This window comes from Candidatus Didemnitutus sp. (genome assembly GCA_019634575.1).
Classification (GTDB): domain Bacteria; phylum Verrucomicrobiota; class Verrucomicrobiia; order Opitutales; family Opitutaceae; genus Didemnitutus.
Genome location: JAHCAY010000001.1, coordinates 1,469,441 through 1,493,543, shown reverse-complemented (window position 1 = coordinate 1,493,543; position 24,103 = coordinate 1,469,441). Strand labels below are relative to the sequence as shown.

22 protein-coding genes and 2 tRNA genes are annotated in these 24,103 nt (G+C 66.5%); 18 read left to right on the top strand and 6 right to left on the bottom strand.

The window, feature by feature from the left end; all coding sequences use genetic code 11:
• Nucleotides 1–48 precede the first annotated feature (48 nt).
• The 12 genes from ilvD (at nucleotide 49) to KF715_06275 (ending at nucleotide 11,519) form a co-directional block, all read left to right on the top strand.
• Nucleotides 49–1,722 carry a dihydroxy-acid dehydratase gene (gene ilvD, locus KF715_06330; protein MBX3736282.1) on the top strand — a complete coding sequence of 558 codons (1,674 nt, stop codon included), beginning with the start codon at nucleotides 49–51 and terminating at the stop codon, nucleotides 1,720–1,722.
• A gap of 34 nt (nucleotides 1,723–1,756) precedes the next feature.
• Nucleotides 1,757–3,649, top strand: a complete 1,893-nt coding sequence (gene ilvB, locus KF715_06325; GenBank protein MBX3736281.1) for a biosynthetic-type acetolactate synthase large subunit — start codon at nucleotides 1,757–1,759, stop codon at nucleotides 3,647–3,649.
• Between the two features lie 18 nt (nucleotides 3,650–3,667).
• Entirely contained in the window at nucleotides 3,668–4,243 is a 576-nt protein-coding gene (ilvN, locus tag KF715_06320; GenBank protein ID MBX3736280.1) for an acetolactate synthase small subunit, read from the top strand.
• Nucleotides 4,240–4,380 (top strand): hypothetical protein, encoded by a 141-nt coding sequence (locus tag KF715_06315; GenBank protein ID MBX3736279.1) that lies wholly within the window; start codon nucleotides 4,240–4,242, stop codon nucleotides 4,378–4,380. The genes ilvN and KF715_06315 overlap by 4 nt, the downstream gene beginning before the upstream one ends.
• Nucleotides 4,381–4,433: 53 nt before the next feature.
• A complete protein-coding gene (gene ilvC / locus KF715_06310) occupies nucleotides 4,434–5,444 on the top strand; it encodes a ketol-acid reductoisomerase (protein ID MBX3736278.1) in 1,011 nt (336 codons plus the stop codon).
• A 75-nt stretch (nucleotides 5,445–5,519) separates the two neighbouring features.
• Nucleotides 5,520–5,732 (top strand): hypothetical protein, encoded by a 213-nt coding sequence (locus tag KF715_06305; GenBank protein ID MBX3736277.1) that lies wholly within the window; start codon nucleotides 5,520–5,522, stop codon nucleotides 5,730–5,732.
• Nucleotides 5,733–5,769: 37 nt separating this feature from the next.
• Nucleotides 5,770–7,374, top strand: a complete 1,605-nt coding sequence (locus KF715_06300) for a 2-isopropylmalate synthase (protein MBX3736276.1) — start codon at nucleotides 5,770–5,772, stop codon at nucleotides 7,372–7,374.
• 5 nt (nucleotides 7,375–7,379) lie between these two features.
• Nucleotides 7,380–8,117: a class I SAM-dependent methyltransferase gene (locus KF715_06295; GenBank protein ID MBX3736275.1), complete on the top strand. Its 738-nt coding sequence runs from the start codon at nucleotides 7,380–7,382 to the stop codon at nucleotides 8,115–8,117.
• A gap of 10 nt (nucleotides 8,118–8,127) precedes the next feature.
• Nucleotides 8,128–9,729, top strand: a complete 1,602-nt coding sequence (gene cimA / locus KF715_06290) for a citramalate synthase (GenBank protein MBX3736274.1) — start codon at nucleotides 8,128–8,130, stop codon at nucleotides 9,727–9,729.
• A 73-nt stretch (nucleotides 9,730–9,802) separates the two neighbouring features.
• A complete protein-coding gene (gene leuB / locus KF715_06285; protein ID MBX3736273.1) occupies nucleotides 9,803–10,882 on the top strand; it encodes a 3-isopropylmalate dehydrogenase in 1,080 nt (359 codons plus the stop codon).
• 17 nt (nucleotides 10,883–10,899) lie between these two features.
• Nucleotides 10,900–11,220, top strand: coding sequence for a hypothetical protein (locus tag KF715_06280; GenBank protein ID MBX3736272.1), 321 nt, complete (start codon nucleotides 10,900–10,902; stop codon nucleotides 11,218–11,220).
• A gap of 223 nt (nucleotides 11,221–11,443) precedes the next feature.
• Nucleotides 11,444–11,519 (top strand) — tRNA-Thr (locus KF715_06275).
• Between the two features lie 137 nt (nucleotides 11,520–11,656).
• Here KF715_06275 and KF715_06270 read toward each other — a convergent pair.
• Together KF715_06270 and KF715_06265 are read right to left on the bottom strand one after the other, a co-directional pair.
• A complete protein-coding gene (locus KF715_06270) occupies nucleotides 11,657–11,992 on the bottom strand; it encodes a hypothetical protein (protein ID MBX3736271.1) in 336 nt (111 codons plus the stop codon).
• A gap of 38 nt (nucleotides 11,993–12,030) precedes the next feature.
• Nucleotides 12,031–15,663 (bottom strand): PAS domain-containing protein, encoded by a 3,633-nt coding sequence (locus KF715_06265; GenBank protein MBX3736270.1) that lies wholly within the window; start codon nucleotides 15,661–15,663, stop codon nucleotides 12,031–12,033.
• Nucleotides 15,664–15,834: 171 nt separating this feature from the next.
• Between KF715_06265 and KF715_06260 the strand changes: the two genes are divergently transcribed.
• Together KF715_06260 and KF715_06255 are read left to right on the top strand one after the other, a co-directional pair.
• On the top strand, nucleotides 15,835–16,182 hold the full coding sequence (locus tag KF715_06260) for an energy transducer TonB (protein ID MBX3736269.1): 348 nt from the start codon (nucleotides 15,835–15,837) through the stop codon (nucleotides 16,180–16,182).
• Nucleotides 16,183–16,240: 58 nt separating this feature from the next.
• On the top strand, nucleotides 16,241–18,196 hold the full coding sequence (locus KF715_06255; GenBank protein MBX3736268.1) for a hypothetical protein: 1,956 nt from the start codon (nucleotides 16,241–16,243) through the stop codon (nucleotides 18,194–18,196).
• Between the two features lie 243 nt (nucleotides 18,197–18,439).
• Here the strand turns inward: KF715_06255 and KF715_06250 are convergent, their stop codons facing one another.
• Nucleotides 18,440–18,634, bottom strand: coding sequence for a hypothetical protein (locus tag KF715_06250; GenBank protein ID MBX3736267.1), 195 nt, complete (start codon nucleotides 18,632–18,634; stop codon nucleotides 18,440–18,442).
• 115 nt (nucleotides 18,635–18,749) lie between these two features.
• On the opposite strand from KF715_06250, the gene KF715_06245 reads away from it, so the two are divergent.
• Nucleotides 18,750–19,442 (top strand): TonB family protein, encoded by a 693-nt coding sequence (locus KF715_06245; GenBank protein ID MBX3736266.1) that lies wholly within the window; start codon nucleotides 18,750–18,752, stop codon nucleotides 19,440–19,442.
• Between the two features lie 74 nt (nucleotides 19,443–19,516).
• Here the strand turns inward: KF715_06245 and KF715_06240 are convergent, their stop codons facing one another.
• Genes KF715_06240 through KF715_06230 form a run of 3 tightly spaced genes read right to left on the bottom strand, consistent with a single transcriptional unit; the run spans nucleotide 19,517 to nucleotide 20,780 of the window.
• Nucleotides 19,517–20,101: an RNA polymerase sigma factor gene (locus KF715_06240; GenBank protein ID MBX3736265.1), complete on the bottom strand. Its 585-nt coding sequence runs from the start codon at nucleotides 20,099–20,101 to the stop codon at nucleotides 19,517–19,519.
• Between the two features lie 11 nt (nucleotides 20,102–20,112).
• Entirely contained in the window at nucleotides 20,113–20,553 is a 441-nt protein-coding gene (locus KF715_06235) for a hypothetical protein (protein MBX3736264.1), read from the bottom strand.
• Nucleotides 20,550–20,780: a hypothetical protein gene (locus KF715_06230; protein ID MBX3736263.1), complete on the bottom strand. Its 231-nt coding sequence runs from the start codon at nucleotides 20,778–20,780 to the stop codon at nucleotides 20,550–20,552. The genes KF715_06235 and KF715_06230 overlap by 4 nt, the downstream gene beginning before the upstream one ends.
• A gap of 358 nt (nucleotides 20,781–21,138) precedes the next feature.
• On the opposite strand from KF715_06230, the gene KF715_06225 reads away from it, so the two are divergent.
• The 3 genes from KF715_06225 (at nucleotide 21,139) to KF715_06215 (ending at nucleotide 24,101) form a co-directional block, all read left to right on the top strand.
• Nucleotides 21,139–22,047 (top strand): peptidylprolyl isomerase, encoded by a 909-nt coding sequence (locus tag KF715_06225; GenBank protein ID MBX3736262.1) that lies wholly within the window; start codon nucleotides 21,139–21,141, stop codon nucleotides 22,045–22,047.
• Nucleotides 22,048–22,207: 160 nt separating this feature from the next.
• Nucleotides 22,208–22,282, top strand: a tRNA-Asn gene (locus KF715_06220).
• Between the two features lie 517 nt (nucleotides 22,283–22,799).
• Entirely contained in the window at nucleotides 22,800–24,101 is a 1,302-nt protein-coding gene (locus tag KF715_06215) for an anaerobic sulfatase-maturation protein (GenBank protein MBX3736261.1), read from the top strand.
• The last annotated feature ends 2 nt before the right edge of the window (nucleotides 24,102–24,103 follow it).

The window sequence follows — 24,103 nt, the reverse complement described above, 5'->3', positions numbered from 1 at the left end:
AGTCCCCAACCACCACCTCAACCGCCCCGCCACGGGGGCTGCACGCGCATGAGCGAAGACCTGCGCAAGAACTCCCGGGCGATCACCGAGGGCGTCAGCCGGGCGCCCGCGCGCGCCATGCTGAAGGCGGTCGGCTTCACCGACGAGGACCTCAAGAAGCCGCTAATCGGCATCGCGAACACCTGGACCGAAATTGGTCCATGCAACTACCACCTGCGGGAACTCGCTGAGGCCGTGAAGGCCGGCGTCCGCGCCGCGGGCGGCACGCCGATGGAGTTCAACACCGTCTCCATCTCCGACGGCATCACGATGGGCACCGAGGGCATGAAGACCTCGCTCATCTCGCGCGAAGTCATTGCCGATTCCATCGAACTCGTCGCGCGCGGCAATTACCTCGACGGCCTCGTCTGCCTTTCCGGCTGCGACAAGACCAACCCCGGCGTCATGATGGCGCTCGCCCGCGTCAACATCCCCGGCCTGGCGCTCTACGGCGGCTCGATCAACCACGGCGACCACCACGGCAAGGCGCTCACAGTGCAGGACGTGTTCGAGGCCGTCGGCGCGTTCAACGCCGGTAAGATCGACGAAAAGGAATTCAAATGCGTCGAGAACGCCGCGTGCCCGACCGCCGGCTCATGCGGCGGACAATTCACGGCGAACACGATGGCGACGGTCATGGAGGCCATCGGCATCTCGCCCGCGGGCCTGAACGGCATCCCCGCCGTCGATCCGAAGAAAATCGAAGCCGCGCGCCGCTGCGGCGAGATCGCCGTCGATCTCGTGCGCCGCGACCTGCGTCCGTCGCAGATATTCATCCGCCCCGCGTTCGAGAACGCCATCCGCGCGGTCGCCGCTTCGGGTGGTTCGACCAACGCCGTGCTGCACCTCATCGCGCTCGCGCACGAAGTCGGCGTGGCGCTCACGCTCGAAGATTTCGACCGCTTGAGCGACCAGACGCCGACGATCGCCACGCTCAAACCGGGCGGCCTCTACACCGCACCCGAGATGCACGCCGCCGGCGGCATCACGCTCCTGCTCCGCCGTCTCCTCGAGGGCAACATGCTCACCGGCGGTTGTCCGACCGTCACCGGCCGTTCGCTCGCCGAGGAGGTTAAGAACGCGCCGGAGACGCCTGGCCAGCAGGTCATCCGTTCGGTCGAGAAGCCCTTCAAGCCGCATGGCGGCCTCGTCATCCTTCGCGGCAATCTCGCCGAGGAAGGCTGCGTGCTCAAGGTCGCCGGCAGCAGCGTGCAAAAGCACCGTGGTCCGGCGCGCGTGTTCAACTGCGAGGAGGACGCCATGGCCGCGGCCACGGCGCAGAAGATCAAGGCGGGCGACGTCGTCGTCATCCGCTACGAAGGTCCCAAGGGTGGCCCCGGCATGCGCGAGATGCTCGGCGTCACCGCGGCACTCGCGGGCGCCGGCCTCGCCGACTCGGTGGCGTTGCTCACCGACGGGCGCTTCTCCGGCGCCACGCGCGGCATGTCCATCGGCCACGTCGCCCCCGAGGCGTTCGTGGGTGGCGCGATCGCATTCGTGCGCGAAGGCGACATCATCGAGATCGACGTCGCTGCGCGCAAATTGCACGTCGAGGTCGCGGCCGTCGACTTCACCTACCGCCGCCAAGGCTGGACGCCGCCCGTGCCGCGTTATCAGCGCGGCGTGATGGCGAAATACGCCAACACCGTCTCCTCCGCCGCGCAGGGCGCGGTGACTTCCTGAAATTCTCCAACAATCCCCAATCCTCATTTCACGCATGAAACTCACCGGCGCAGAAATCATCTGGGAATGCCTCATCCGCGAAGGCGTGGATGTCGTGTTCGGTTACCCGGGCGGCGCGATCCTCCCGACCTACGACGCGATGACGAAGTATCCGCAGATTCATCACGTCCTCACGCGCCACGAGCAGGGCGCCACGCACATGGCCGACGGCTATGCGCGCGCCAGCGGCAAGGTCGGCGTCGCCATCGCGACGTCGGGCCCCGGCGCCACCAACATGGTCACCGGCATCGCCACCGCGATGATGGACTCGTCCCCGATCGTGTGCATCACCGGCCAGGTCGGTTCGCGTGCGCTCGGCACCGACGCGTTCCAGGAGACCGACGTCACCGGCGTCACGCTGCCGGTCACCAAGCACAATTACCTCGTTACCAAAACCGCCGACATTGCGCGCGTCATCCGCGAGGCTTTCTACATCGCGAAGAGCGGTCGCCCCGGTCCCGTGCTCGTCGACATCACGAAGGACGCGCAGCAGCTCACCGCTGAGTTCGATTGGGAAGCCGCCGCACCCAAGCTCCCGGGTTATCGCCCGAGTCTCCGCGCGCTCCCGAGCGAATACGAGCGTGCGCTCGAGCTGATCAATTCCGCCAAGCGCCCCGTCATCCTCGCGGGCCAGGGCATCAAGCTCTCCGGCGCCACCGCGCAAGTGCTCGAACTCGCCGACACCGCGCGCATCCCGATCGCGGTCACGCTGCTCGGTCTCGGCGTCGTGCCGGCGTCGTCGCCGTTCAACCTCGGCATGATGGGCATGCACGGCGAGGCGTGGGTCAATCAGGCCATCCAACAAGCCGACCTGCTCATCGCGCTCGGCATGCGCTTCGACGATCGCGTCACCGGCAACCTCAAGACCTACGCGCCGCACGCGAAAAAGATCCACGTCGAGATCGATCCGTCCGAGGTGAACAAGAACGTCCACGTCGACGTGCCGCTCATCGGCGATCTCCGCGAAGTGCTCGAGGAACTCCTCCCGAAGGTCCGCACCTCCGATCGCGGCGAGTGGTGGGCCAAGATCGCCGAGATGAAGGGCGACTCCGCCGTCCGCGACATCCAGGCGCTCCCCGACAACGGCCACCTCTACGCCGCACACGTGATCAACGATCTCTGGCGCGCCACGAAGGATCGCGAGACGATCGTCGTCACCGACGTCGGCCAGCACCAGATGTGGGAAGCGCAGTATTATCGCCACGAGAAGCCGCGCTCGCTCATCACCTCCGGCGGCCTCGGCACGATGGGCTTCGCGCTCCCCGCGGCCATCGGCGCCAAGTTCGCCTGCCCGGAAAAAGACGTGTGGGTGGTCGTCGGCGACGGCGGCTTCCAGATGACGTCGTGCGAACTGGCCACCGCCGAGCAGGAAGGCATCAAGGTCAACGTCGCGATCATCAATAACGCCTTCCTCGGCATGGTGCGCCAGTGGCAGGAGTTTTTCTACGAGAAGCGCTACGCCGCCACACCGATGACCGGTCCGGACTTCGTCAAACTCGCCGAAGCCTACCGCCTCAACGGTCTGCGCTGCGACAAGCGTGCCGAGGTCAACGCCACCGTGAAAGCGACGCTCGCCGACAAGCGCACGACGGTCGTCGACTTCGTGGTCGAGCAGGAGGACGCCGTGTTCCCCATGGTGCCCGCCGGCGCCGACCTCGACGCCATGATCCGCCGCCCCAAGCGCGAAATCCTCGCCGAGTCCGGCGCGGACAAGGAGTGGCAGATGCCGAACGGCGAGAGCGCCGCCGTCTCCGAGCTCGCGCTCACCGGAGGCCCGTCGAAGGCCGCCTCCGTTCCCGCCGCGAAGCGCAAACCCGCGCCGTCGTTGAAGAAAAAATCCGCTCGCACCGCGCCCGTCGCGAAAGCCGGCAAATCGAAGCGCCGCTAACCCGAGGAAAATCCCGCCATGCCCAAACACACTCTCATCGCCTACGTCGAGGACGTGCCCGGTGTGCTGAACCGCGTCGCCTCGCTGTTCCGCCGCCGCAACTTCAACATCGATTCCCTCACCGTCGGCCGCACCGAGCAGGCCGGCGTCTCGCGCCTCACCGTCGTGGTCGACGCCACCGACGCCGGCGCGCGCATCGTCGAGGCCAACCTCTACAAGTTGGTCAACGTGCTCCGCGTCGACGATCTCACGCACAAGCCCGCGCTCAACCGCGAGCTCGGCCTCGTGAAGGTCAAGGTCACCGCCGCCACGCGTTCGCAGGTGCTCGAGTTCGTCGACATGTTCCGCGCCCGCGTCGTCGACGTGGACGAGGAATCGCTCGTCATCGAAGTCACCGGCACGCCGGAAAAAATCGGCAAGTTCGAGATGGTGCTCCGTCCCTACGGCATCCTCGAACTCGTTCGCACCGGCTCCGTCTCGATGGCTCGCGGCCACGACAAGCTCACCGCCAACCCGCCGCTCGTGCGCGCCGAAGTGCGCAGCGGCGCCGCGGCCGACGATCACAGTCACGCTGGCATTTCCATGTCCGTATGAAAAACGCCGCCACCGACGACCGCGCTCCGTCGTTGAACGAGTTCTTCGAAGAATCGTCCGCCGTCGACGCTGCACCCGTCGCGGCGGACTACGATTTCTTCGGCGACTCGCACTTCACGACGGAAGTCGCGCGCTAACGCTTCCTGTTTCTCTCAACCCTCATCTCTCCACTCCCAACTTTTCAACAACCATGGCTAAAATCTACTATGACAAGCAGGCGGACCTCTCGCTGATCCGCGCCCGCAAAGTTGCGATCGTCGGCTACGGCTCCCAAGGCCACGCCCACGCGCTCAATCTCCGCGACAGCGGCGTCGACGTGCGCGTCGGCCTCGCGAAGGACTCCAAGTCCCGCCCGAAAGCCAAGAAGGCCGGCCTCAAGGTCGACACCGTCGAAGCCGTCGCGAAATGGGCCGACGTGATCATGATGCTCGTGCCCGACCACGTCGCCGCGCGCGTCTACCGCGAGTCGGTCGCCCCGAGCCTCACCAAGGGCAAGGCGCTGTTCTTCGCCCACGGCTTCAACATCCGCTTCGGCGGCATCAAGCCGCCGGCCGATGTCGACGTGTGCATGGTCGCTCCGAAGAGCCCCGGCCACCGCGTGCGTGAAGTGTTCCAGGAGGGCGGCGGCGTCCCCGGACTCTACGCGGTTCATCAAGACGCTTCCGGCAAGGCCAAGGCGCTCGCGCTGTCCTACGCGCGCGGCATCGGCTGCACCCGCGCCGGCGTGCTCGAGACGACGTTCACCGAGGAGACCGAGACCGACTTGTTCGGTGAACAGGCCGTGCTCTGCGGCGGTTGCTCCGAACTGGTGAAGGCTGGCTTCAAGACGCTCGTCGACGCCGGCTACCAGCCGGAGATCGCCTACTTCGAGTGCCTCCACGAGCTGAAGCTCATCGTCGACCTCATGTATCGCGGCGGCTTGAACTACATGCGCTACTCCGTCTCCGACACGGCGGAGTGGGGCGATTACCAGAGCGGCCCGCGCGTCGTCACGAAGGAGACGCAGAAGGAAATGAAGCGCATCCTCGCCGACATCCAGAGCGGCAAGTTCGCCAAACGCTTCATGGCCGAAAACGAAAAACACGGCCGCAAGACGATGAACGCATTCCGCAAGAAGGAGCGCAGCCAGCCGATCGAGAAGGTCGGCGTGCAGCTCCGCGCGATGATGCCGTTCCTCAACCCCGTCGTGATCTCGAAATAACCGATTTGGTGTTGTGTTACCCCTGGCGGGCGGTCGCTCGCGGCCGCCCGCCACTTTCCTCTCACCCGAATAATCATGAACAACGCCTCCTCCTCCTCGCGTCGTGAAGACGCTTTCCGTGTGACGGATCTGTTCTCGCCGAACGACGCCCACGCCGATTCGCGCGCCCAGCGCCCCGCCGCCGAACCCGCAACGCGTCCATCCGCGGCCGGCGTTCCCGACTCGTTCGTCTTCGTCAATCCGCTCTTCTCCACTCCGCGCGATCCGCGCCCCCATACGCAGCGATAACCGCTGCGTTTTTCGTTTCTCCCAACCCGATCCCACCATGTCCTCGAATTACGTCCGCATTTTCGACACCAGCCTGCGCGACGGTGAGCAAGCTCCCGGCGCCTCCATGACTTCGAGCGAGAAGCTTGAAGTTGCCCGCACGCTGGCGCGACTTGGTGTGGACGTGATTGAGGCCGGTTTCCCCGCGGCGTCGCCCGACGATCTCGCGGCCGTGCAGGCCATCGCCGCCGAAGTCGGCCAGACGCCCGTTGAAGGCCGCCCGCAAGCCGAGCCGCCGATCATCTGCGGTCTCGCGCGCTGCACGCGCAACGACATCGCCACCGCCTGGGAAGGCGTCAAAGGCGCCAAGCGCCCGCGCATCCACACGTTTCTCGCGACGAGTGACATTCACCTGCAGCACAAGCTCCGCATGACGCGCCCCGAAGTCGTGGCGCGCGCGGTCGAGATGGTGACGTTCGCGCGCTCGCTCTGCCCGGACGTCGAGTTCTCGCCCGAGGACGCCGGCCGCAGCGATCCGAAATTTCTCTACGAGGTGCTCGAAGCCGTCATCAAGGCCGGCGCGACCACGCTCAACATCCCCGACACGGTCGGCTACACCATGCCCGACGAATACGGCGCGATGATCGCCGGCGTCATCGCCAACACGCCGGGCGCGACGGACGTGATCATTTCCACGCATTGCCACGACGACCTCGGCCTCGCCGTCGCCAACACGCTCGCGGGTCTCCGCGCCGGCGCGCGCCAGGCGGAAGTCACGCTCAACGGCATCGGCGAGCGCGCGGGCAACGCCTCGCTCGAGGAACTCGTCATGGCGATCAAGACGCGCGGCGAAAAAGTCGGCCTCGAGACCGGCATCGATTCGAAGCAGCTCTGCCGCGCCTCGAAGCTCATCTCGCGCGTCACGAGCTATCCGGTTCCGCCGAACAAGGCCATCGTCGGCGCCAACGCTTTCGCGCACGAGTCCGGCATCCACCAAGACGGCATGATCAAGAACGCGCAGACCTACGAGATCATGCGCCCCGAGGACGTCGGCGCGACGCAGACGACGCTCGTGCTCGGCAAACACTCCGGCCGCAACGCCGTCTCGAAGCGCCTCGCCGAACTCGGTTATCCGCTCGAAGGCGAAGCGCTCGCGCGTGCGTTCGCCGAGTTCAAGAAACTCGCGGACCGCAAGAAATCGGTGCACGACGCCGACCTCATCGCGCTCGCCAGCGACGAGCGCACGCAAGCGCCCGAACTCTGGACTCTCGAGGATCTCCAAGTCGCTTGCGGCACCACGGGTCTCCCGACCGCGACCGTCCGCCTCAAAGGCCCCGACGGCAAACTGCACGTGCATGCCGCCGTCGGCACCGGCCCGGTCGACGCATCCTACAAGGCGATCGCCACGATCGTCGGCACGCCGGTCGAGTTGGTCGAGTTCGTCGTCAACGCCGTCACCGAGGGCATCGACGCGCTCGGCGAGGTCTCCGTCCGCGTGAAGCACGACGACCAGCGTTCCGCGCACGGCCACGGTGCGGACACCGACATCATCGTCGCGAGCGCGAAAGCGTATCTCGCCGCCGTCAATCTCGTGCTCTCGCGCCAGAACGCCGCCCCGGTGCACGCGCAAAAATCCAGCGTCCCGGCCGAAGCCGCGCATTGATGCCCATGTGCGCCGTCGCGGAAGTTTGGAAAGAAAATCAGGTTGTCGCCGACTATCTATCGCGGCGACAAGCGATACCATTCGGCGAGGCGCAGATCGGTGTCATGCTCGACGTGCTCGCCGCGGGTTGCGAGCGCGTGGGAACTTTTCTCGATCTCGGATGCGGCGATGGTGTGCTTGGCGCAGCCATGCGGGCGCGTTTCCCGGCGAGCCGTGGCGTGTTGGTGGATTTTTCGGAGCCCATGCTCCGACGTGCGCGCGAAATGCTCGCGTCGCAGAAGGATGGCCTGGAGTTTGCGCTCGCCGACTACGCCACATCCGCGTGGCGGGCTGAGGTGGAGATGTTTGCGCCGTTCGATGCCGTGGTTTCGGGCTATTCCATCCACCATCAACCGGACTCTCGCAAACGCAGCCTCTACGCGGAGCTATTCGCGCTGTTGCGCCCGGGTGGGTGGTTCGTGAATGTCGAGCACGTGGCGCCGACGGCGTCGGTGACGACGGCGATCTTCGAGGCGCATTTCATCGATCATGCTTTTGCCGCCGAATCCGTGCGCGGCACCGGTCGCTCTCGTGCGCAAATCGCGGATGAATTCCACCGCCGACCCGACAAGGCGGCCAATATCCTCGCGCCGGTCGAGGCGCAGTGTTCGTGGCTGCGTGCCGCGGGCTTCGAAGAGGTCGATTGCTTCTTCAAAATTCATGAACTCGCCGTCTTCGGCGGTCGACGCCCGTCCTGTCTCTAACTTTTCCATCATGTCCACCTCCGTCCTCCCCGCTTCTGTCGAAGTTTTCGACACCACGCTGCGCGACGGTGCCCAGACCGAGGGCATCTCGTATTCGCTCGAGGACAAGATTCGCATTGCCGAGAAGCTCGACGACCTCGGCGTCACCTTCATCGAGGGCGGCTGGCCCGGCTCGAACCCGAAGGACGCCGCGTTCTTCGACGCCGCGCGCACGCGCACATGGAAAACCGCGAAGATCGTCGCGTTCGGCGCCACGCGTCGCGCGAATATTGCGCCCGCTGAGGATCCGAGCGTCCAGGCGCTCGTCGCGGCGGGCACGGAGGTTTGCTGCATCTTCGGCAAGTCGTCCGTCATGCAGGTCGAGGAAGTGCTGCGCACGACACTCGATGAAAACCTGCGCATGATCGAGGACACCGTCGCTTACCTGCGTGGACAGGGGAAGCGCGTGATCTACGACGCCGAGCACTTCTTCGACGCGTTCGACGCGAATCCCGACTACGCGCTCCAGACCCTCGCTGCCGCGCAGAAGGGCGGGGCGGAGACGCTGACGCTGTGCGACACAAACGGCGGCCATCTCCCGTGGCAGGTCGAGGACACAGTTCGCGCCGTCCGCGCGCGCTTCGGTCCGGCGCAACGCATCGGCATGCACACGCACGACGACACCGGTTGCGCCGTGGCCAACACCGTCGCGGGCGTCCGCGCGGGCGCCGCGCACGTGCAAGGCACGATCAACGGTTTCGGCGAACGCTGCGGCAACGCGAACCTCTGCATCGTGGTGCCGAATCTCGAATTGAAACTCGGCGTGCGCGCGCTGCCCGCTGGTGCCTTGGCGCGCCTCTACGACGTCGCGCACTTCGTCGCCGAGGTCGCGAACCTCTCGCTCAACGAGCACATGGCCTACGTCGGGCACAGCGCGTTCGCCCACAAGGCCGGCGTGCACGTCTCGGCGATGCTCCGTCACCCGGACGCGTATCAGCACATCGACCCGGCGAAAGTCGGCAACGAGATGCGTGTCGTCGTCAGCGAACTCTCCGGTCGCGCCAATCTCGTGTCGAAGGCCGAGCACTTCGGCGTTTCCGGCCTCGACCCGCAGACCGGCGCGAAGGTCGTCGAAGACATCAAGGCGCTCGAGAACGAGGGTTTCTCGTTCGAGGCCGCCGAGGCGAGCGTCGCGCTGTTGGTGCGTCGCCGCGCGCCGGACTACGCCGCGCCGTTCAAGCTCGTCGATTACCGCGTGATGGTCACGCGGCACGACGAGAAGCGTTTCGCCGACGCGACGATCAAGCTGCAGGTCGAAGCCGACGAGGTGCACACCGCCGCCAGCGGCGACGGCCCGGTGCACGCCTTCGACCGCGCACTCCGCAAGGCGCTCGAGCCGCATTTTCCGGTCGTGAAGGGCATCCACCTCGCGGACTACAAGGTCCGCATCCTGAACACCGGTTCCGGCACCGCGGCCATCACGCGCGTGTTGATCGACTGGCACAACGGCGACGCCCGTTGGAGCACAGTCGGCGCGGGCCCGAACATCCTCGAAGCCACATGGCTCGCGCTGGCCGATGGTTACGAGTTCGGACTCTCTCCTGTTTCCACCCAAACGCCGGCCGCCGTGTAAAAAACGGTTGGTCAGCAAATCCCAATCCACGCGGCGCGCGGCCGTTATTTCCCGTGCAAAATACTCAGCATCAATGAAGGCATCCATCGCACTCACCCCCGGGGACGGTATCGGTCCCGAAGTCGTCCACGAGGCACGGCTTCTGCTTTCCGATGTGGCGAGTCACTATGGTCACCAATTCGAATTCACCGAGCACCTTCTGGGCGGCTGCGCGATCGATCGCCACGGCACTGCACTTCCGGACGAAACGCTTCAGGGCTGTCGTCGCGCGGATGCTGTTCTGCTCGGCGCCGTTGGTGGACCTAAATGGGACGACCCACAGGCCAAAGTCCGCCCCGAACAGGGCCTCCTCGCGATCCGCAAGGCGCTCGGACTTTACGCCAATCTCCGGCCCATCAGCCCGCATCCCGCGCTCGCCAAACTTTCCCCGCTCAAGCCCGAGCGCGTGGCCGGAGTCGACTTCATCGTCGTTCGCGAACTCACCGGTGGACTCTATTTCGGAACTCCTAAGGGACGCGAGCAGACGCCCGACGGCGAGCGCGCCGTGGACACGCTCGTCTACACCGAAGCCGAGATTCGACGCATCGTGAAACTCGCCTTCCAACTCGCGCAGCAGCGCCGCAAGCTCGTCACCTCGGTCGACAAGGCCAACGTGCTCGAGTCCTCCCGGCTCTGGCGCAAGGTGGCGATCGAGGTCGCGAAAGAGTTCCCCGATGTGAAGCTGGAGCACCAGCTCGTCGACTCCTGCGCCATGCGCCTGATCACGCACGCTCCGTCGTTCGACGTGATCGTCACCGAAAACATGTTCGGCGACATCCTCACCGACGAGGCCGCCGTGCTCGCCGGCTCGCTCGGCATGTGCCCCAGCGCCTCGCTCGGCGAAGGCCGCATCGGCCTCTACGAGCCGATCCACGGCTCCGCGCCCGACATCGCCGGCAAAGGCATCGCCAATCCCACCGGCACGATCCTTTCCGCCGCGATGCTGCTCCGCCACTCGCTCGGCCTCGAAGCCGAGGCCAAGGCCGTCGAGGCCGCCGTCTCCGCGACGATCAGCGCCGGCCAGCTCACCGGTGACCTCGGCGCGACCCAGCCGCTCACGACCGCGCAAATGGGCGCGGCCATCCGTGCGCGCCTCGCCGCCGCGCGGAACTGATTCCCTTCCTGTTTCCCATGATCGCTACAACCAACCGCTACAGCTCCGAGGTCGGTGCCGCTCCCAACGGCACGATGGAAGCCCCGCGCGACGCCATTCGTCGCTCGGTCGCCGCCGTCGATCCCTCGCTCGCGTTCCCTCGCACCTCGGTGCGCGTCCGCGAGTCGAACCCGAACCACCACCTCTGGAACAACAACGGAACGTGGTATGTGCACTACACCGTGCACCCGACGCCGCTCACCAAGTCGCGCGTTCGGATGTCGCTCGAGACGAAAGACCTCGAGATCGCCCGCCAGCGCCGCGACGAGATTCTTGCCCGCGCCGGCGCCTGCCTGTAACCCGCGCTCCCGTTAAAACTCGGCGCACCGCAAGCGGTGCGCCGCCGCCAGAGAAATTTCGCACCCACTCAGTCACCGCAACCGGGCGGAGGGCCCGGTTTTTTTGTGTCTGAAAGAGGCGGCCCGGACGGAAAAGCGGGAAGTTCGCCTCGCGCGCGACCCGGAACAAAAACGTGCTTGCCAGTGGCGGCGCCGCTCCGCGAAATCGGCCTCTCGTTCTTTCGCCAACATAGCTCAGTTGGTAGAGCAGCGCTTTCGTAAAGCGCGGGTCGCTGGTTCAAGTCCAGTTGTTGGCTCCACTTTCAGACGCCCGGTTTCCCCTCGGGAGACCGGGCGCTTTTGTTTGCCTCCGAGGCGGTTTTGGGTGCGGCGCTTTTTGCGTGATCCGAATGAGGTGCCGCAGCGTGCGCCATTCGTTGCAGGGTTGATGCCGTTATCAGCGGCTTTGGGTCGGCTCTCGGTAGCGTCGAAGTAGGTTGCACGCCGCAGCAAGCGCAGGATCGCGATACCTGTCTTCTGTGTGTTGTATTTCGACGTCCTTTGCGGCCAGCGCATCTGCAGCCCACTGCTTTCTTTCTTCACCCACGGGCAGGTGGTCAGTTTCTGAGTCAATACAGGTAAAGGTGCGCCAGTCGTCGTCGAACTCATTGCCGGCCAACGCACGTCGCAACGAGCTCAGTTTTCGAGCGGCGAGAATCGTGTCGGTCTTCCCCTCGATAAGCGCGACCAAGACCGCCATCGCATTTACGCGCGCTTCTTCGTATCTCTCCATGTGCGGCGACATATTTTTCGCGAATTGGCCGACAAACGTTAGGTTTTCGCCGGCTCGCCGGTGATCGCGCGGTGCATCGTGCGGGCGAGCTCGTCGTTCGTGAAGGGTTTCGAGAGCAGCGCGACGTGGCCGATCTGGGCGAGCTTCTCGGGCGAGATGCGCGAGAAGTAGCCGGACATGATGACGACGGGCAGTTGCGGCGCGAAGGTGCGGATTTCGGCGGCGAGCTCGATGCCTTTCATCACCGGCATCGTCTGGTCGGTGAGCAACACGGAGTAGTCGTTGGCGTTGCGCCGGACGACTTCCAGGCATTGCGCCGGCGAGTCGAAGGACGCGACGCGGTAGCCGTTTTTCTCCAGCGCCATTTGGGCGAAGCTGCGGACGATGTCTTCGTCGTCGACGACGGCGATGAGTTCGCCGTTGCCGCGCGGCACGAGGTCCATCGGCGCACTGGATTCGACGGTGGGTTGTTGCGCGATAGGCAGGAAGAGCGAGAAGGTCGCGCCTTTGCCGGGCGCGCTCTCGACCGTGATGGCGCCGCGGTGCGCCTGGATGATGCCGTGCACGACGGAGAGGCCGAGGCCGGTGCCTTGGCCGACTTCCTTGGTGGTGAAGAACGGGTCGAAGATGCGCTTGCGGGTCTCTTCGTCCATGCCGTGGCCGGTATCGGCGAAGTCGATGCGGGCGTAGGGGCCGGGCGGCAGGTTGTTGAGAGCGCCGGCAGTCTCGGAGTCGAGATCCTCCTGCCGCAGAGCCAAGCGCATCGTGCCGCCGGCGGCGCGCATCGCATGAGCGGAGTTCGAGCCGAGGTTGAGCAGGACTTGGTGGATCTGCGTCGCGTCGGCGAGCACGCGGCCGCAGGGCGCGGCGGTGTCGACTTCGATGCGGATCGTTGCCGGCACGGTGGCGCGGAGGAAGCGGCGGGCGTCCTCGACCACTTGCACGAGATTGACAGGGACCTTCTCGCTGTCGGCCTGACGGCTGAAGGTGAGGATCTGGTCGATGAGCTCGCGGGCGCGCAACGAGGCGTCGCGGGCGGCGCCGAGGTAGTTGCGGGCGGGATCGTTCTCGGGCAGTGTGTCGAGGGCGAGATCCTGGTAACCGAGGATGCCGGTGAGGAGGTTGTTGAAGTCGTGGGCGATGCCGCCGGCGAGGGTGCCGAGTGTTTCCATCTTCTGGGCCTGGAACAGCTGGCCTTCGAGCTGGCGGCGCATTTCCTCGGCGTCGCGGCGGCCGGTGATGTCCTGGAAGGCGCCGTAGAGGCGCGTGGCGCGTCCGTCCTTGAGTTGTGCGCGGCCGAGCACGCGGACCCAGAGCTTGTGGCCGCGGGCGTTGACGAAAGGCAGCTCGAGGTCGAAGCCGCTGCCGGCGCGGACGGCGTTCTCCATCGCCTCGGTGAGCGTGTGGCGGGCCTCGGGCGGGTAGAACGAGAGAGTCTTCTCCAGCGTGGGCTCGTAGCCGAGCTCGACTTCGTGAATGCGGAACATCTCGGGCGACCAAGTGAGGCGCGCGGTGTTGAGGTCCCACTCCCACGCGCCGATGTGCGCGAGTCGCGAGAGTTGCAGGGACATTTCCTCGCCGTGGCGCAGGCGTTCCTCGAGCTCCTTGCGCTGCGTGATGTCGGTGTGCGTGCCGACGACGCGGGTGGGGGCACCGTTGGCGTCGCGCGCGACGACTTTGCCGCGGCCGAGAATCCACACCCAGTGGCCGTCCTTGTGGCGGATGCGATACTCGGCCTGATAGATCGGCGTGCGACCGGCGAGGTGGTCGGCCATGGCTTGCTCGGCGTGCGCGACGTCGTCGGCGTGGCCGATCTCGACCCAGACGTGGCGCGCGGGCAGTTCGTCGGTGCGGTAGCCGATCATGCCGGCGAAACGTGCGTCGCGATAGATCAGACCGCTCGCGAGGTCCCAGTCCCACACGCCGTCATTCGTGCCGGTGAGGGCGAGTTGCCAGCGTTCCTGGGAAATGCGGAGTTCCTCGCGCAGCTCCTTGGCTTCGGTGATGTCGCGGTCGAGGCCGACGAGGCGCAGCGGCGCGCCGTCGCGGCCGCGTTGGATGATGCCGAGCGCTTCGATGTGGCGCAGCGACCCGTCGGGGCGGCGGAGGCGAAATTGATTCTGATAGATCGGGGTCTTGCCGGCGATGGCGTCGGCGATCGCGTGGTCGTCCTGGTCGGCGTCCTCGGGGAGCACCCGATCATGCCATTCCTGCACGGCACCGCTGAACGCGCTGCGCTCGATGCCGTAAATCTCGAGCATGCGGTCGTCCCAAATCATCCGGCGCGTCGCGAGGTCCATCTCCCACACGCCGTAGCCGGTCGCCTTGATCGCGAGGCTGAGCCGGTCGTTGAGCGAGGCGAGTTCGCGGGCGCGGGCGTGTTCCTCGGTCACGTCGCGGTCGATGCCGACGACGCGGGTCACGCGGCCGCTGCTGTCGCGGCGCAGCACGCCGAGCGTCTGGATGTGGCGCTCGCCGCCGTCGGGCAGCACGATGCGGAATTGATTCTCGAAGCCTTCGTCCGCGGCGAGAGCGCGGCCGATTTCCTCCTGCACCTGCTCGCGGTCCTCGGAGTGGATGCGGGCCAGCCACGCGCCGCTGGTGCCGTCGAACTGCGCCGGCGTGTAGCCGTAGAGCGCGCACTGATGGTGGTCCCAGTAAACGCGTTTGTTGACGAGATCCCAGTCCCACACGCCGAAGCTGCCGGCGCGCAGCGCGAGATCGAGGCGTTCCGTGGTTTTCTGGAGCTCCTGCGTGCGCTCGCCGACGAGGACCTCGAGGTTGGCGGCCTGCTGTTGCAGGCGGGCGGTGAGCAAGTCGCGCGATGTCTCGGCATCGAGGCGGCGCTGATCGATCGTGTCCATCCGGCGGAGCGTGAAAGTCAGCACGCCGAAGATGACCACGCTGTAGCCCACGTTCAGCAGCAGGCCGGTGTCCCGCGCCTCCGAGCCGAGCGGCGCAAGCCACCACGAGCCCAGAATGAACATGAACAGCGGCACCACGAGGCCGATGCACAGCAGCACGAGCGAGAAATACCCCAGCGGATTGCCCCGCGAAAACACCGGGATGACTTCGCCGGTGAGCCGCGCGCAGACGATGGCGACACCGAGCAGGAGCAGGCCCAGCGAGCTGGCCACCGCGATCGGTCCCTCGAACGGGCCGGCGATCTCACCGCCGAGCGACAGGATGGCGAAGCTGGAGACCGCGAGGCCCAGCCAGTTCGAGATGCCGAACCAGTGCCGGCGCTCGTGGGCCAGAGCGAGCAAGCCGAGGCCGGCGAGGAAGAGCGGGAGAGCCGTGTTGACGACGAGGCGGCTGCTTGGGGACGCCGCGAACACGGCGTCGAACGGTGCGCCGAACTCGCGGAAGTCGATCCCGAGGGTCGAGGCCAGCGTCGCTCCGCCGGCCACCACGACGAGGACCGCCGCGAGCGCTTGCCCGGCGAGGCGGCGCAGCGTGCCCTTGTCGTGCTGTTGCAACAGCAGCAGGGCGGCACCGCCGACGATCAGGCTGACGGCGGTATTCAGGCTCATCGGGCGACCCTGCGGCCAGAGGCGCCGCAGGAGTTCGATATGCACCACGCCGCCGATGAGCCCCAGCGCACCCAGCGCGCAGGCGGACCAAGCGGCGTTGCGGGCGATGCGGCTGAGCTTCAAGTCGCGGACAGGCACAGGTCTGCACCGTTGGGCTTCGGCCGGAAACGGGCAACATTTATGCGCGCGTTTTGCGCCGGCCGGCTGCCTAAGCCGGACGCATGGTCGCCATTAGCCGAGTTTTTCCGCCCGAGTGCGCAAATCACGATTAAGGTTTTCCGCCTCCGTCCGATTTAGCCCGATGCAGTCATGAAAGCCAAATCCCTGTTTCTTTTGTCGGCCGCCCTCGTGTTCGGCTCCTTGCCGGTGATGGCGGATGAAGGCCTCGAAGCCCCCGTGCCTGTGCGCATGGTTCCCCCCAAGTTCCCGCCCGAGATGCGCCGTGAAGGCACCGGTGGCGTCGTCACCATCAAATGCACGATCGACGAAAAGGGCAACGTCACCGAGCCGCAGGTCGAGAAGGCGTCGAACGACGCGTTCGTTCAGCCGGCGCTCGACGCCCTGCGCAAATGGAAGTTCAAGCCCGCCAAAAAGGCCGGCGCGCCCATCGCGCTCAAGGTCAGCATCCCGATCCAATTCAGCATCAGCGACGACTGAGCGACTGTCCGTCTGCCGTCGTCCCGACCGTCCCCGAAAAAAACTACCTGTTCCTGTCATGTCGTCCTCCCGCACTCTCACCATCGGGCGTCGCATCGCGCTCGGTTTCACCCTCGTCTTCGTGCTCCTGGGCGCGATCGCCGTCGTAGCGTGGATCGCCCTTGGTGCCTCGGGCCGCAAGCTCACCGAATACGCCGGCAGCGCCCGCGAGACCAACACCGCCGCCGGCCTCGCCGCCGCGATGATCGAGGTCAAGCTGCAGGTCAACGAATACCTCGCCATCTCCGACGCCGCGCACGCCCAGACCTACAAGACGGCCAAACAGAAGCTCGATCAGGAGATGGCCGCGGCGGCCAAGATCATCAACGATCCGGCTCGCTCCGCCCAGCTCGCCGAGGCTTCCGGCCTGCTCGTGAAATACGACGACGCCTTCCAGAAGATCGTCGCCACCACCGGCAAGCTCGACACCGTCGTCGCGGAGCAGTTCACCCCGCGCGGCGAGGAGATCGCCGCCGGCCTCCAGAAGGTCCTCGGCGACGCCAAGAACAACGGCGACATGAACGGCGCCTTCAAGGTCTCCAACGCCCTCAAGGCCTACTTCGAGAGCTCCAGCCTCGCCAATTCCTTCATGCTCACCTCGCGCCTCGACTACGCGCAGGCCGCCAAGAAGAGCATCGCCTCCGTCGCCGACTCCATCGTGAAGATGCAGCACGACCAGGAAGAACTCGTTAAACTCGACGCCTCCCTGAAGGACGAGACCAAGGACGCGCTCCTCAAATCCCTCGCCATCGCCGCCGGCGCCTATTCCGCCGCCCTCGACGAGATCATCGCCGACAAGCAGGACCGCAACAAGCTGATCACCGAGCAGCTCAACAAGATCGCCCCGCAGTTCACCGCGGCCCTCGTCCGCGTGAAGGACTCCGTCGCCGAATTCCAGGCCTCGCTCGAGGATCGCATGCGCACCGAACAGCGACGCAACGAAATCCAGGTCCTCACCTTCACCGCGGCGGGCTGCATCGGCGGCATCCTCGCCGCGTGGTTTGTCATCCGCAGCATCACCCGCCCGATTTCCATCATCGCCGACCAGCTCGCCGCCGAGTCCGCGCAGACCCACACTGCCGCGCTCAAAGTCGCCGAGGTCTCCACGCAGATGTCCGACGGCGCCAGCCGCCAGGCCGCCTCGCTCGAGGAAAGCAGCGCCTCGTTGCACGAGATGGCGAGCATGACCCAGCGCAACTCCGAGGGCGCGCAATCCGCCAAAGGCCTCGCCGCCGAGGCGCGTGCCACCGCCGACGCTGGCACCCGTGACATGGCCGCCATGCGCTCCGCCATGGGTGCCATCCAGTCGTCGTCCTCCGAAATTTCCAAGATCATCAAGACGATCGACGAGATCGCCTTCCAGACGAACATCCTCGCGCTCAACGCCGCGGTCGAAGCCGCCCGCGCCGGCGAGGCCGGCGCCGGATTCGCCGTCGTTGCCGAGGAAGTCCGCAACCTCGCCCAGCGTTCCGCGCAAGCCGCCAAGGAGACCGCCGCCAAGATCGCGGACGCCTCCTCCAAGAGCGAGCAAGGCGCGCAGATCAGCAGCCAGGTCGCCGCCAGCCTCGACTCCATCGTCCAGAAGATCCGTCAGCTCGACGAGATGGTCGGCTCCATCGCCCAAGCTTCGCACGAGCAGAGCGAGGGCATCGGCCAGCTCAACCAAGCCGTCGCCGGCATGGACCAGATCACGCAGGCCAACGCCGCACTCGCGCAGCAATCCGCCAGCTCCGCCGAGGAACTCCAGGGCCAGTCCGCGCAAGTCCGCGCGGCCGTCGAGGAGCTCATGCACATGGTGCACGGCGAAGCGCAGCGCCAGATCCTGGCCGCCTCCAGCGCGAAAGCGAAGGCCAAGCCCGCCGCCAAGGCCGCCGCGCCCGCGCCGACCGAAACGGCCGCGATCGTCAGCCCGCGCCTGCACAGCGCCGCGCCGGCCGCGAAGGCCCCGGTTTCGGAGTCGCACTTCATCGACTGATCTTTCCCATTTTGACTGCCTCGAGCGGAGACGCCTGCGTCTCCGCTTTTTTGTTTTCGGCGGGTCAATCGCGCCGGCTTGGCGAAATGATCTTGGTCGTCGTCGGCGGTCCCAAAGGCCCTGTCACAACCTCTCGCGGTGCGCCTGCGTTGTCTGCGGGCCGCGAAATCGTTCCGACCACAGACGCAAAAAAACCAGCGGACGAATGCCGCTGGCGCAGGGCGAGAATCGCTTGGGCGCGGGTCAGGTCCGGGTGCGTTTGAGCGCGGCGGTCGGCGGTTGCGCGCGGAACGGCTGCGGATCGAAGATCGCGTTCGGATTCACCAGCTCAGGCGGTGAAAACAGGAACTTCCCCCAGCGCACGTCACGTCGCGGACCGACCACGCCCAGCGCGCTGGCATATTGGGCATGGCGGAGGTTGGGGTAAGGCGAGGCCATGCCCTCTCATCGGCACGGCGCGCGGCGACTGAAACCGAAATCCGTCGCGGGCGCCGCGCGCTTCGTGAAGGGTTGGAGCGCGCGCCGGTGTTATGGCAGGTGAACGCTTTTCCCCATGAAAACCTCCCCGCTTTTCCTCGCCACCTTCCTCGCGCTGCTCACGCCCGCCTTCGCCGAGGTGCGGGGCTTGCGCATCAAGGAGCGCATCGATCCGGTGTTCCCCACCGAGGTGACGCTCGAAGGTCTCACGCGCGGCACGGTGCATTGCCTCATCGACATCGACGCGACCGGCAAGGTCGAGGACGTGCTCATCACCGCCTACACGCACCGCTCGTTCGGCCGCGTGGTGCGCGAAGCCGTGCGCCAATGGCGCTTCGAGCCCGCGTTGCTCGACGGCAAGCCCGTCGCCGCGCAGACGGCGCTCGAGTTCACCATCGAAGGCGTCGGCTGCGTCGTAACTCTCGATAACAACACCTATCTCAGCCAGCGCTTCGAAGCGCTGCTCGGTCCGACCTACGCGTTCCACCCCTACACGCTGCGCGATCTCGATGCGATCCCGGTGCCGCAAAAGACGGTGATGCCGTTCTATCCGACGGAGCTCGCGGCGCGGTTGCGCGGCCAGGTGCGCGTCGACTTCTTCATCGACGAAACCGGACGCGTGCGCGTGCCGCTCGCGCAGCCGGATGCGCCGGCCGAGCTCGCCGCTGCCGCCATGGAGGCCGTCCGCCAGTGGCAATTCGCCCCACCGCTCCGTCACGGCGATCCGGTCCTCGTCCGCGCCAGCCAGGAATTCCACTTCACTCCCTGAGCGCGCCGCAGCGCGACGAAACGAGCCGGCCCACGCGGGTCGGCTCTTCTTTTTGCGGGGAAAATCCCGAGCGCTCAGCGCGCGGAGGCGAACGGCTCGCCGGCGCGCAGCGCCGCTCGCAGGGCCTGGCGCGCACGGTAGAGGCGGGTTTCGACTCCGCGTTCGCTGCAACCGACGATGCCGGCGATCTCGCGATACGAAAGCCGCTCGAAATGGTGCAGCAGCAGCGTCGTGCGCAGATCGTGCGGCAAACCGGCGATGGCGGCATCGAGCGCGGCGAGCGCCTCGCTTTGCTCGAGGTTCGCGTCGGGCGCCGGCGCTGCGTCGGCAAACGGGATCAGCTCTCCGCCCGCGCTCGCGTCGAGACTGGTGGACGGATGACGACGCCACCAGCGATGGCGGTTGTGGCAGAGATTCGTGAGCGTGGTGAAGAGCCACGCGCTCAGATTCGTGTCCGGGCGCAGCGTCGCGCGTTTCTCGTGCAGGCGGACGAAGGTCTCGAGCGCCAGCTCGCGCGCGTCGGTCGCGTTGCGCAGGTAGCGCCAGGCGAAGGCGGTCAACGGCTGCTCCCAGCGTGCGACGAGGCGTTCGAGCGCGGCGGTGTCGCCTTGTTGCAGGGCGAGGAGATCGGCGCGATCGGCGGCGGAGTCGGCGGGCACGCGGGCGTGCGCTAGTTGACGGTGCGCACCGGATCCGGGGTCAGGCGCGTGAGGTAGCGCGCGCGTTGCTCGGGCGTGAGTTCGCCCGCGGTGGAATCGACCAGCTGGCGGGTCGCAGCCGACCAGTCGCGGTCGATGTGCCGCCAGATTTCGAGGCAGCGGGCGAAGGCGATGAAATCGACCCGGCCTTCCGTGCGGCGCACGCGCTCGAAGGTCTCGAACTCCGCGCGCATCTGCGCCGCCTGGGCGGCGAGTTCGCGCAACTGCGGCCCGGAGCGATCATGCAGCGCCCGGATGCGGGCGAATTGTTCGTCGGTGAGCTGGAGGTCGGTTTTCATCCACGCGACGACGTCGTTGGCGCGTGTCTCCGACGCGTTCCGCCACGTGAACCAGCCGACGTGGGCGGCGATCCCGGCCAGCAAACCGAGCAGAAGGATGAAGGCGGATTTCACGTCCGGTCTCCTCTCGCTGGCGCCGGTGCCGCGGTCACGAGCGGATCGATGAGGCGGCGATAGCTTTCCAACAGCTGGGCGTCGCGATCGTGCCGCGCGCGCGACACGCGGACCTCCGCGAGGAACAGTCCGAGCAGCACGCAGGCGGCGACGAACATCGCGGCGAAGGCCGGACGCGCGAAGAGGTTTTCCGGCTCGGCCGCGCGACCGTGGAGACGTTGGCGCAAGGCCGGAAGGAGCGGTGCAAAGCGTGGGGGACGGCCCCAGCGCTCCAGCAGGGGATCGAGAGGATCTGGGGGGGAATCGGGCATGGCGACGGGCGCAAACCGCGCTCCCCAGCCATAACACCGCCCTGAGCCGAAGTCCTTCAAAATTTCCCGTGCGCCGCCGGCCGACGACGCGCGCGGGCGGCTTGTGCCCCGGAGGCATCCCCCCGCCGGCATGGCGGCCCGGATCGATGGCAAAGGGTGAGGGACGAAGACGAAAGGTGGCCGGCGGCGCGGTGAAACCATGCAACCGTCCCGCGCCGGTGGTGTCTCTGCGCTCGACGCCGGGCGGGCATCCGTGCAACGTCCGGCCTTTTCCATGAAGAAATTCGCTGTGCTCGTTTCTGCCACCGCGCTCGTCGCGGGTTCGGTTTTCGCCCAGAATAACGCCGCGCCGGCTCCGGCCGCCGCGCCCGCCGCCGCTCCCGCGCCGGTCATCGCGCCCGATGCGGTCGTGATTTCCGCCGCCGGCATCAGCGTGAAGCGCGCCGAGTTCGAGGAGGCGGTCAAGGGCCTGCCGCAGCAATACCAGGAATACGCGCTCGGGCCGGGCAAGAAGCAGTTCGCGGAGGATTTCCTGCGCATGAAGCTGCTCTCCGCCGCCGGTCTCCAGGCTGGTCTCGACAAGGATCCGGAAGTCGTCGCGCAGTTGAACAGCCTCCGCGACCAGATCGTGGCTTCCGCGCAGCTGAAGAAGATGCAGGAAGCCGTGCAGGTTTCCGACGAGGAGCTGAAGAAGACCTACGAGGCGCGCAAGGGCGAGTTCGAGAAGGCGAAGGCGCGCCACGTGTTGATCGCGTTCAAGGGCAGCCCCGCCGCGCAGCCGGGCAAGCCGGAGCTCACCGAGGAGCAGGCGAAGGCCAAGGCCGAGGAACTCCGCGCCAAGATCGAAAAGGGCGAGGCGAAGTTCGAGGACGTCGCGAAGGCCGACTCCGACGACGTCGGCTCCGGCGCGACCGGCGGTCTCCTCGGCGAATTCGGCCGCGGCCAGATGGTGCCGGAGTTCGAGCAGGCGGCGTTTACGACCGAGGTCGGCAAGCTCAGCCCGGTCATCCGCACGCAATACGGCTATCATTTCCTCAAGGTCGACGAGCGCGGCGTCACGCCGTTCGAGGAGGCGAAGGTCACGCTCGAGCGTGCCGAGCGCACCGCGAAGCTGCAGGCCGAGAGCAAGAAGCTGGTCGAGGACGCGAAGCCGACGTTCGACGAGGCCTATTTTGGCAAGTAAGCCGGCGTTTGCTTGGCAGGATTTCGAAGCGCGTCCGCGAGGGCGCGCTTTTGTTTTGGGCCGGGTGGCGGGCGCATGACGCGTCGCGGGCAAAGTGGAGTGTTGACAACGCTAAAGCCGGGGCCCTTTTTGGCCGTTCCTTCGCAAGAAGGAGCCACGTTGCCCGGTAGCTCAGTGGCAGAGCAGGTGACTGTTAATCACTTGGTCGCTGGTTCGATCCCAGCCCGGGCAGCCACTTTCCCCCAGTAGCTTGCAGAAGTTGCTGGGGGTTTTGCTTTTCTGGGCCAGCCCACTTCCGGGCCATTCCTCAATCTCCGAGGCCCCTTCCGTCGCGTCGAGCCGCGCGCTGGTGCGACCCGGGGGCATCACGACCTCATTGTGAATGAGATATTCGCTGCCCTCGTGGTTCGCGACTTCGCGTGTGCCGTGTCGGCAAAAGGTCGCGGATGTTTGGAGGAGGTTCTCATGGGCTGGTTCCGGCTCTCCCGGCACACTGGCGGGCTCGATGAGGCGCCCCGGACCGGTCCGCGGCTGCTCGTCGGTTCATCCTTTTCCTCCGTATGCTTTACACCCTTTCAAGTTGTCGTTCGGCCACGGACGGGCGGCTGCGTTTCGGTCGTTTGTGGATGATCGGCGCGCGTCGCCGTCGGGCGATTTTGCGGCAGTGCCGCGGACAAACGTCCGACCTGCGGGGCGTAGGCGAAAGCGTTTCCGATTGCGCAAGGCCGGCGGCCGCGGTGAAGGATTAGCCGATGCCAACGCCGAGCCGCCTGACCGCGTCGCCTGCCCAGCGCCCGTTCCACCTGCTGGCGAAGCCGGGCGGCGCGCTTTGCAACCTCGGTTGCGAATACTGCTTCTATCTGGAGAAGACGCATCTCTACCCGGCGGCGAAAAATTTCCGCATGTCGCCCGCGGTGCTTGAGGCCTACATCCGCGACTACATCGCAGCGCAGCCGGTGCCGGTCGTGAACTTCGCCTGGCAGGGCGGCGAGCCCACGTTGCTCGGCGTGGATTTCTTCCGCGAGGTCGTCGCGTTGCAGCGCCGCTACGCTGACGGACGGAAAATCGAAAACGCGCTGCAGACCAACGGCACGCTGCTCGATGACGTCTGGGGCGAGTTCCTCGCCGAGAACCAGTTTTTGGTCGGCATCAGCATCGACGGGCCGCGCGAACTGCACGACGCTTACCGCGTCGACAAGGGTCAGCGACCGACCTTCGACGCGGTGATGGCAGGTCTGGGCGTGCTCAAGAAACACGGCGTTGAGTTCAACACGCTGACCACGGTGCACCGGCGGAACTCGCCGTTTCCGGTGCTCGTCTATCGCTTCCTCCGCGAAATCGGCTCGGGCTACATCCAGTTCATCCCGATCGTCGAACGGACGGCGCCGAAGGCCGGTGCCCCGGAAGGACTCTGGCTCGCGCCGCCGCCGGATCACCCCGGGATGGAGAACTACGACGAGCACGTCATGCCCTGGAGCGTGCGGCCGGGCGACTACGGGGACTTTCTCTGCCGGATCTTCGACGAATGGATCCAACGCGACGTGGGTCGGGTGTTCGTGCAGCAATTCGACGCGGCGCTGGCGAACTGGGCGGGCGAGCCGGCCGGCGTCTGCGTCTACTCGGAGAAATGCGGCGGCGCGCTCGCGATCGAGCACAACGGCGACATCTACAGCTGCGATCACTACGTCTACCCGCGCTACCGTCTCGGCAACCTGCTCAACGAGTCGCTCGCGTCCATGGTTGACTCGCCGGCGCAGCGCGCCTTCGGCGAGGCGAAGTCGGCCACGTTGCCGAAATACTGCCGCGATTGCACGGTGCGGTTCGCCTGTCACGGCGAGTGCCCGAAACACCGTTTCCTCCAGACGCCGGAGGGTGAGCCGGGGCTGAACTACCTTTGCGCCGGCTATCGGAAATTCTACCGACACATCGATCCCGCGATGAGCACGATGCTGGAGCTGCTGCGCGCCCGGCGCGCGCCGGCGGAGATCATGCACCTGCCCCGCGCGCGCTGGTCGAGCGCCCGGCGGGCGAAAAGCGGCGGCACGGCGCACTGAGG

Coding starts and splice junctions, on each gene's coding strand:
- ilvB (MBX3736281.1), top strand. CDS start 1,757: ATGAAACTCACCGGCGCAGAAATCATCTGGGAATGCCTCATCCGCGAA.
- KF715_06245 (MBX3736266.1), top strand. CDS start 18,750: ATGAAAACCTCCCCGCTTTTCCTCGCCACCTTCCTCGCGCTGCTCACG.
- KF715_06260 (MBX3736269.1), top strand. CDS start 15,835: ATGAAAGCCAAATCCCTGTTTCTTTTGTCGGCCGCCCTCGTGTTCGGC.
- KF715_06270 (MBX3736271.1), bottom strand. CDS start 11,992: ATGGAGAGATACGAAGAAGCGCGCGTAAATGCGATGGCGGTCTTGGTC.
- KF715_06255 (MBX3736268.1), top strand. CDS start 16,241: ATGTCGTCCTCCCGCACTCTCACCATCGGGCGTCGCATCGCGCTCGGT.
- KF715_06305 (MBX3736277.1), top strand. CDS start 5,520: ATGAACAACGCCTCCTCCTCCTCGCGTCGTGAAGACGCTTTCCGTGTG.
- ilvC (MBX3736278.1), top strand. CDS start 4,434: ATGGCTAAAATCTACTATGACAAGCAGGCGGACCTCTCGCTGATCCGC.
- KF715_06215 (MBX3736261.1), top strand. CDS start 22,800: ATGCCAACGCCGAGCCGCCTGACCGCGTCGCCTGCCCAGCGCCCGTTC.
- ilvD (MBX3736282.1), top strand. CDS start 49: ATGAGCGAAGACCTGCGCAAGAACTCCCGGGCGATCACCGAGGGCGTC.
- KF715_06315 (MBX3736279.1), top strand. CDS start 4,240: ATGAAAAACGCCGCCACCGACGACCGCGCTCCGTCGTTGAACGAGTTC.
- leuB (MBX3736273.1), top strand. CDS start 9,803: ATGAAGGCATCCATCGCACTCACCCCCGGGGACGGTATCGGTCCCGAA.
- ilvN (MBX3736280.1), top strand. CDS start 3,668: ATGCCCAAACACACTCTCATCGCCTACGTCGAGGACGTGCCCGGTGTG.
- KF715_06300 (MBX3736276.1), top strand. CDS start 5,770: ATGTCCTCGAATTACGTCCGCATTTTCGACACCAGCCTGCGCGACGGT.
- KF715_06225 (MBX3736262.1), top strand. CDS start 21,139: ATGAAGAAATTCGCTGTGCTCGTTTCTGCCACCGCGCTCGTCGCGGGT.
- KF715_06250 (MBX3736267.1), bottom strand. CDS start 18,634: ATGGCCTCGCCTTACCCCAACCTCCGCCATGCCCAATATGCCAGCGCG.
- KF715_06280 (MBX3736272.1), top strand. CDS start 10,900: ATGATCGCTACAACCAACCGCTACAGCTCCGAGGTCGGTGCCGCTCCC.
- KF715_06295 (MBX3736275.1), top strand. CDS start 7,380: ATGTGCGCCGTCGCGGAAGTTTGGAAAGAAAATCAGGTTGTCGCCGAC.
- cimA (MBX3736274.1), top strand. CDS start 8,128: ATGTCCACCTCCGTCCTCCCCGCTTCTGTCGAAGTTTTCGACACCACG.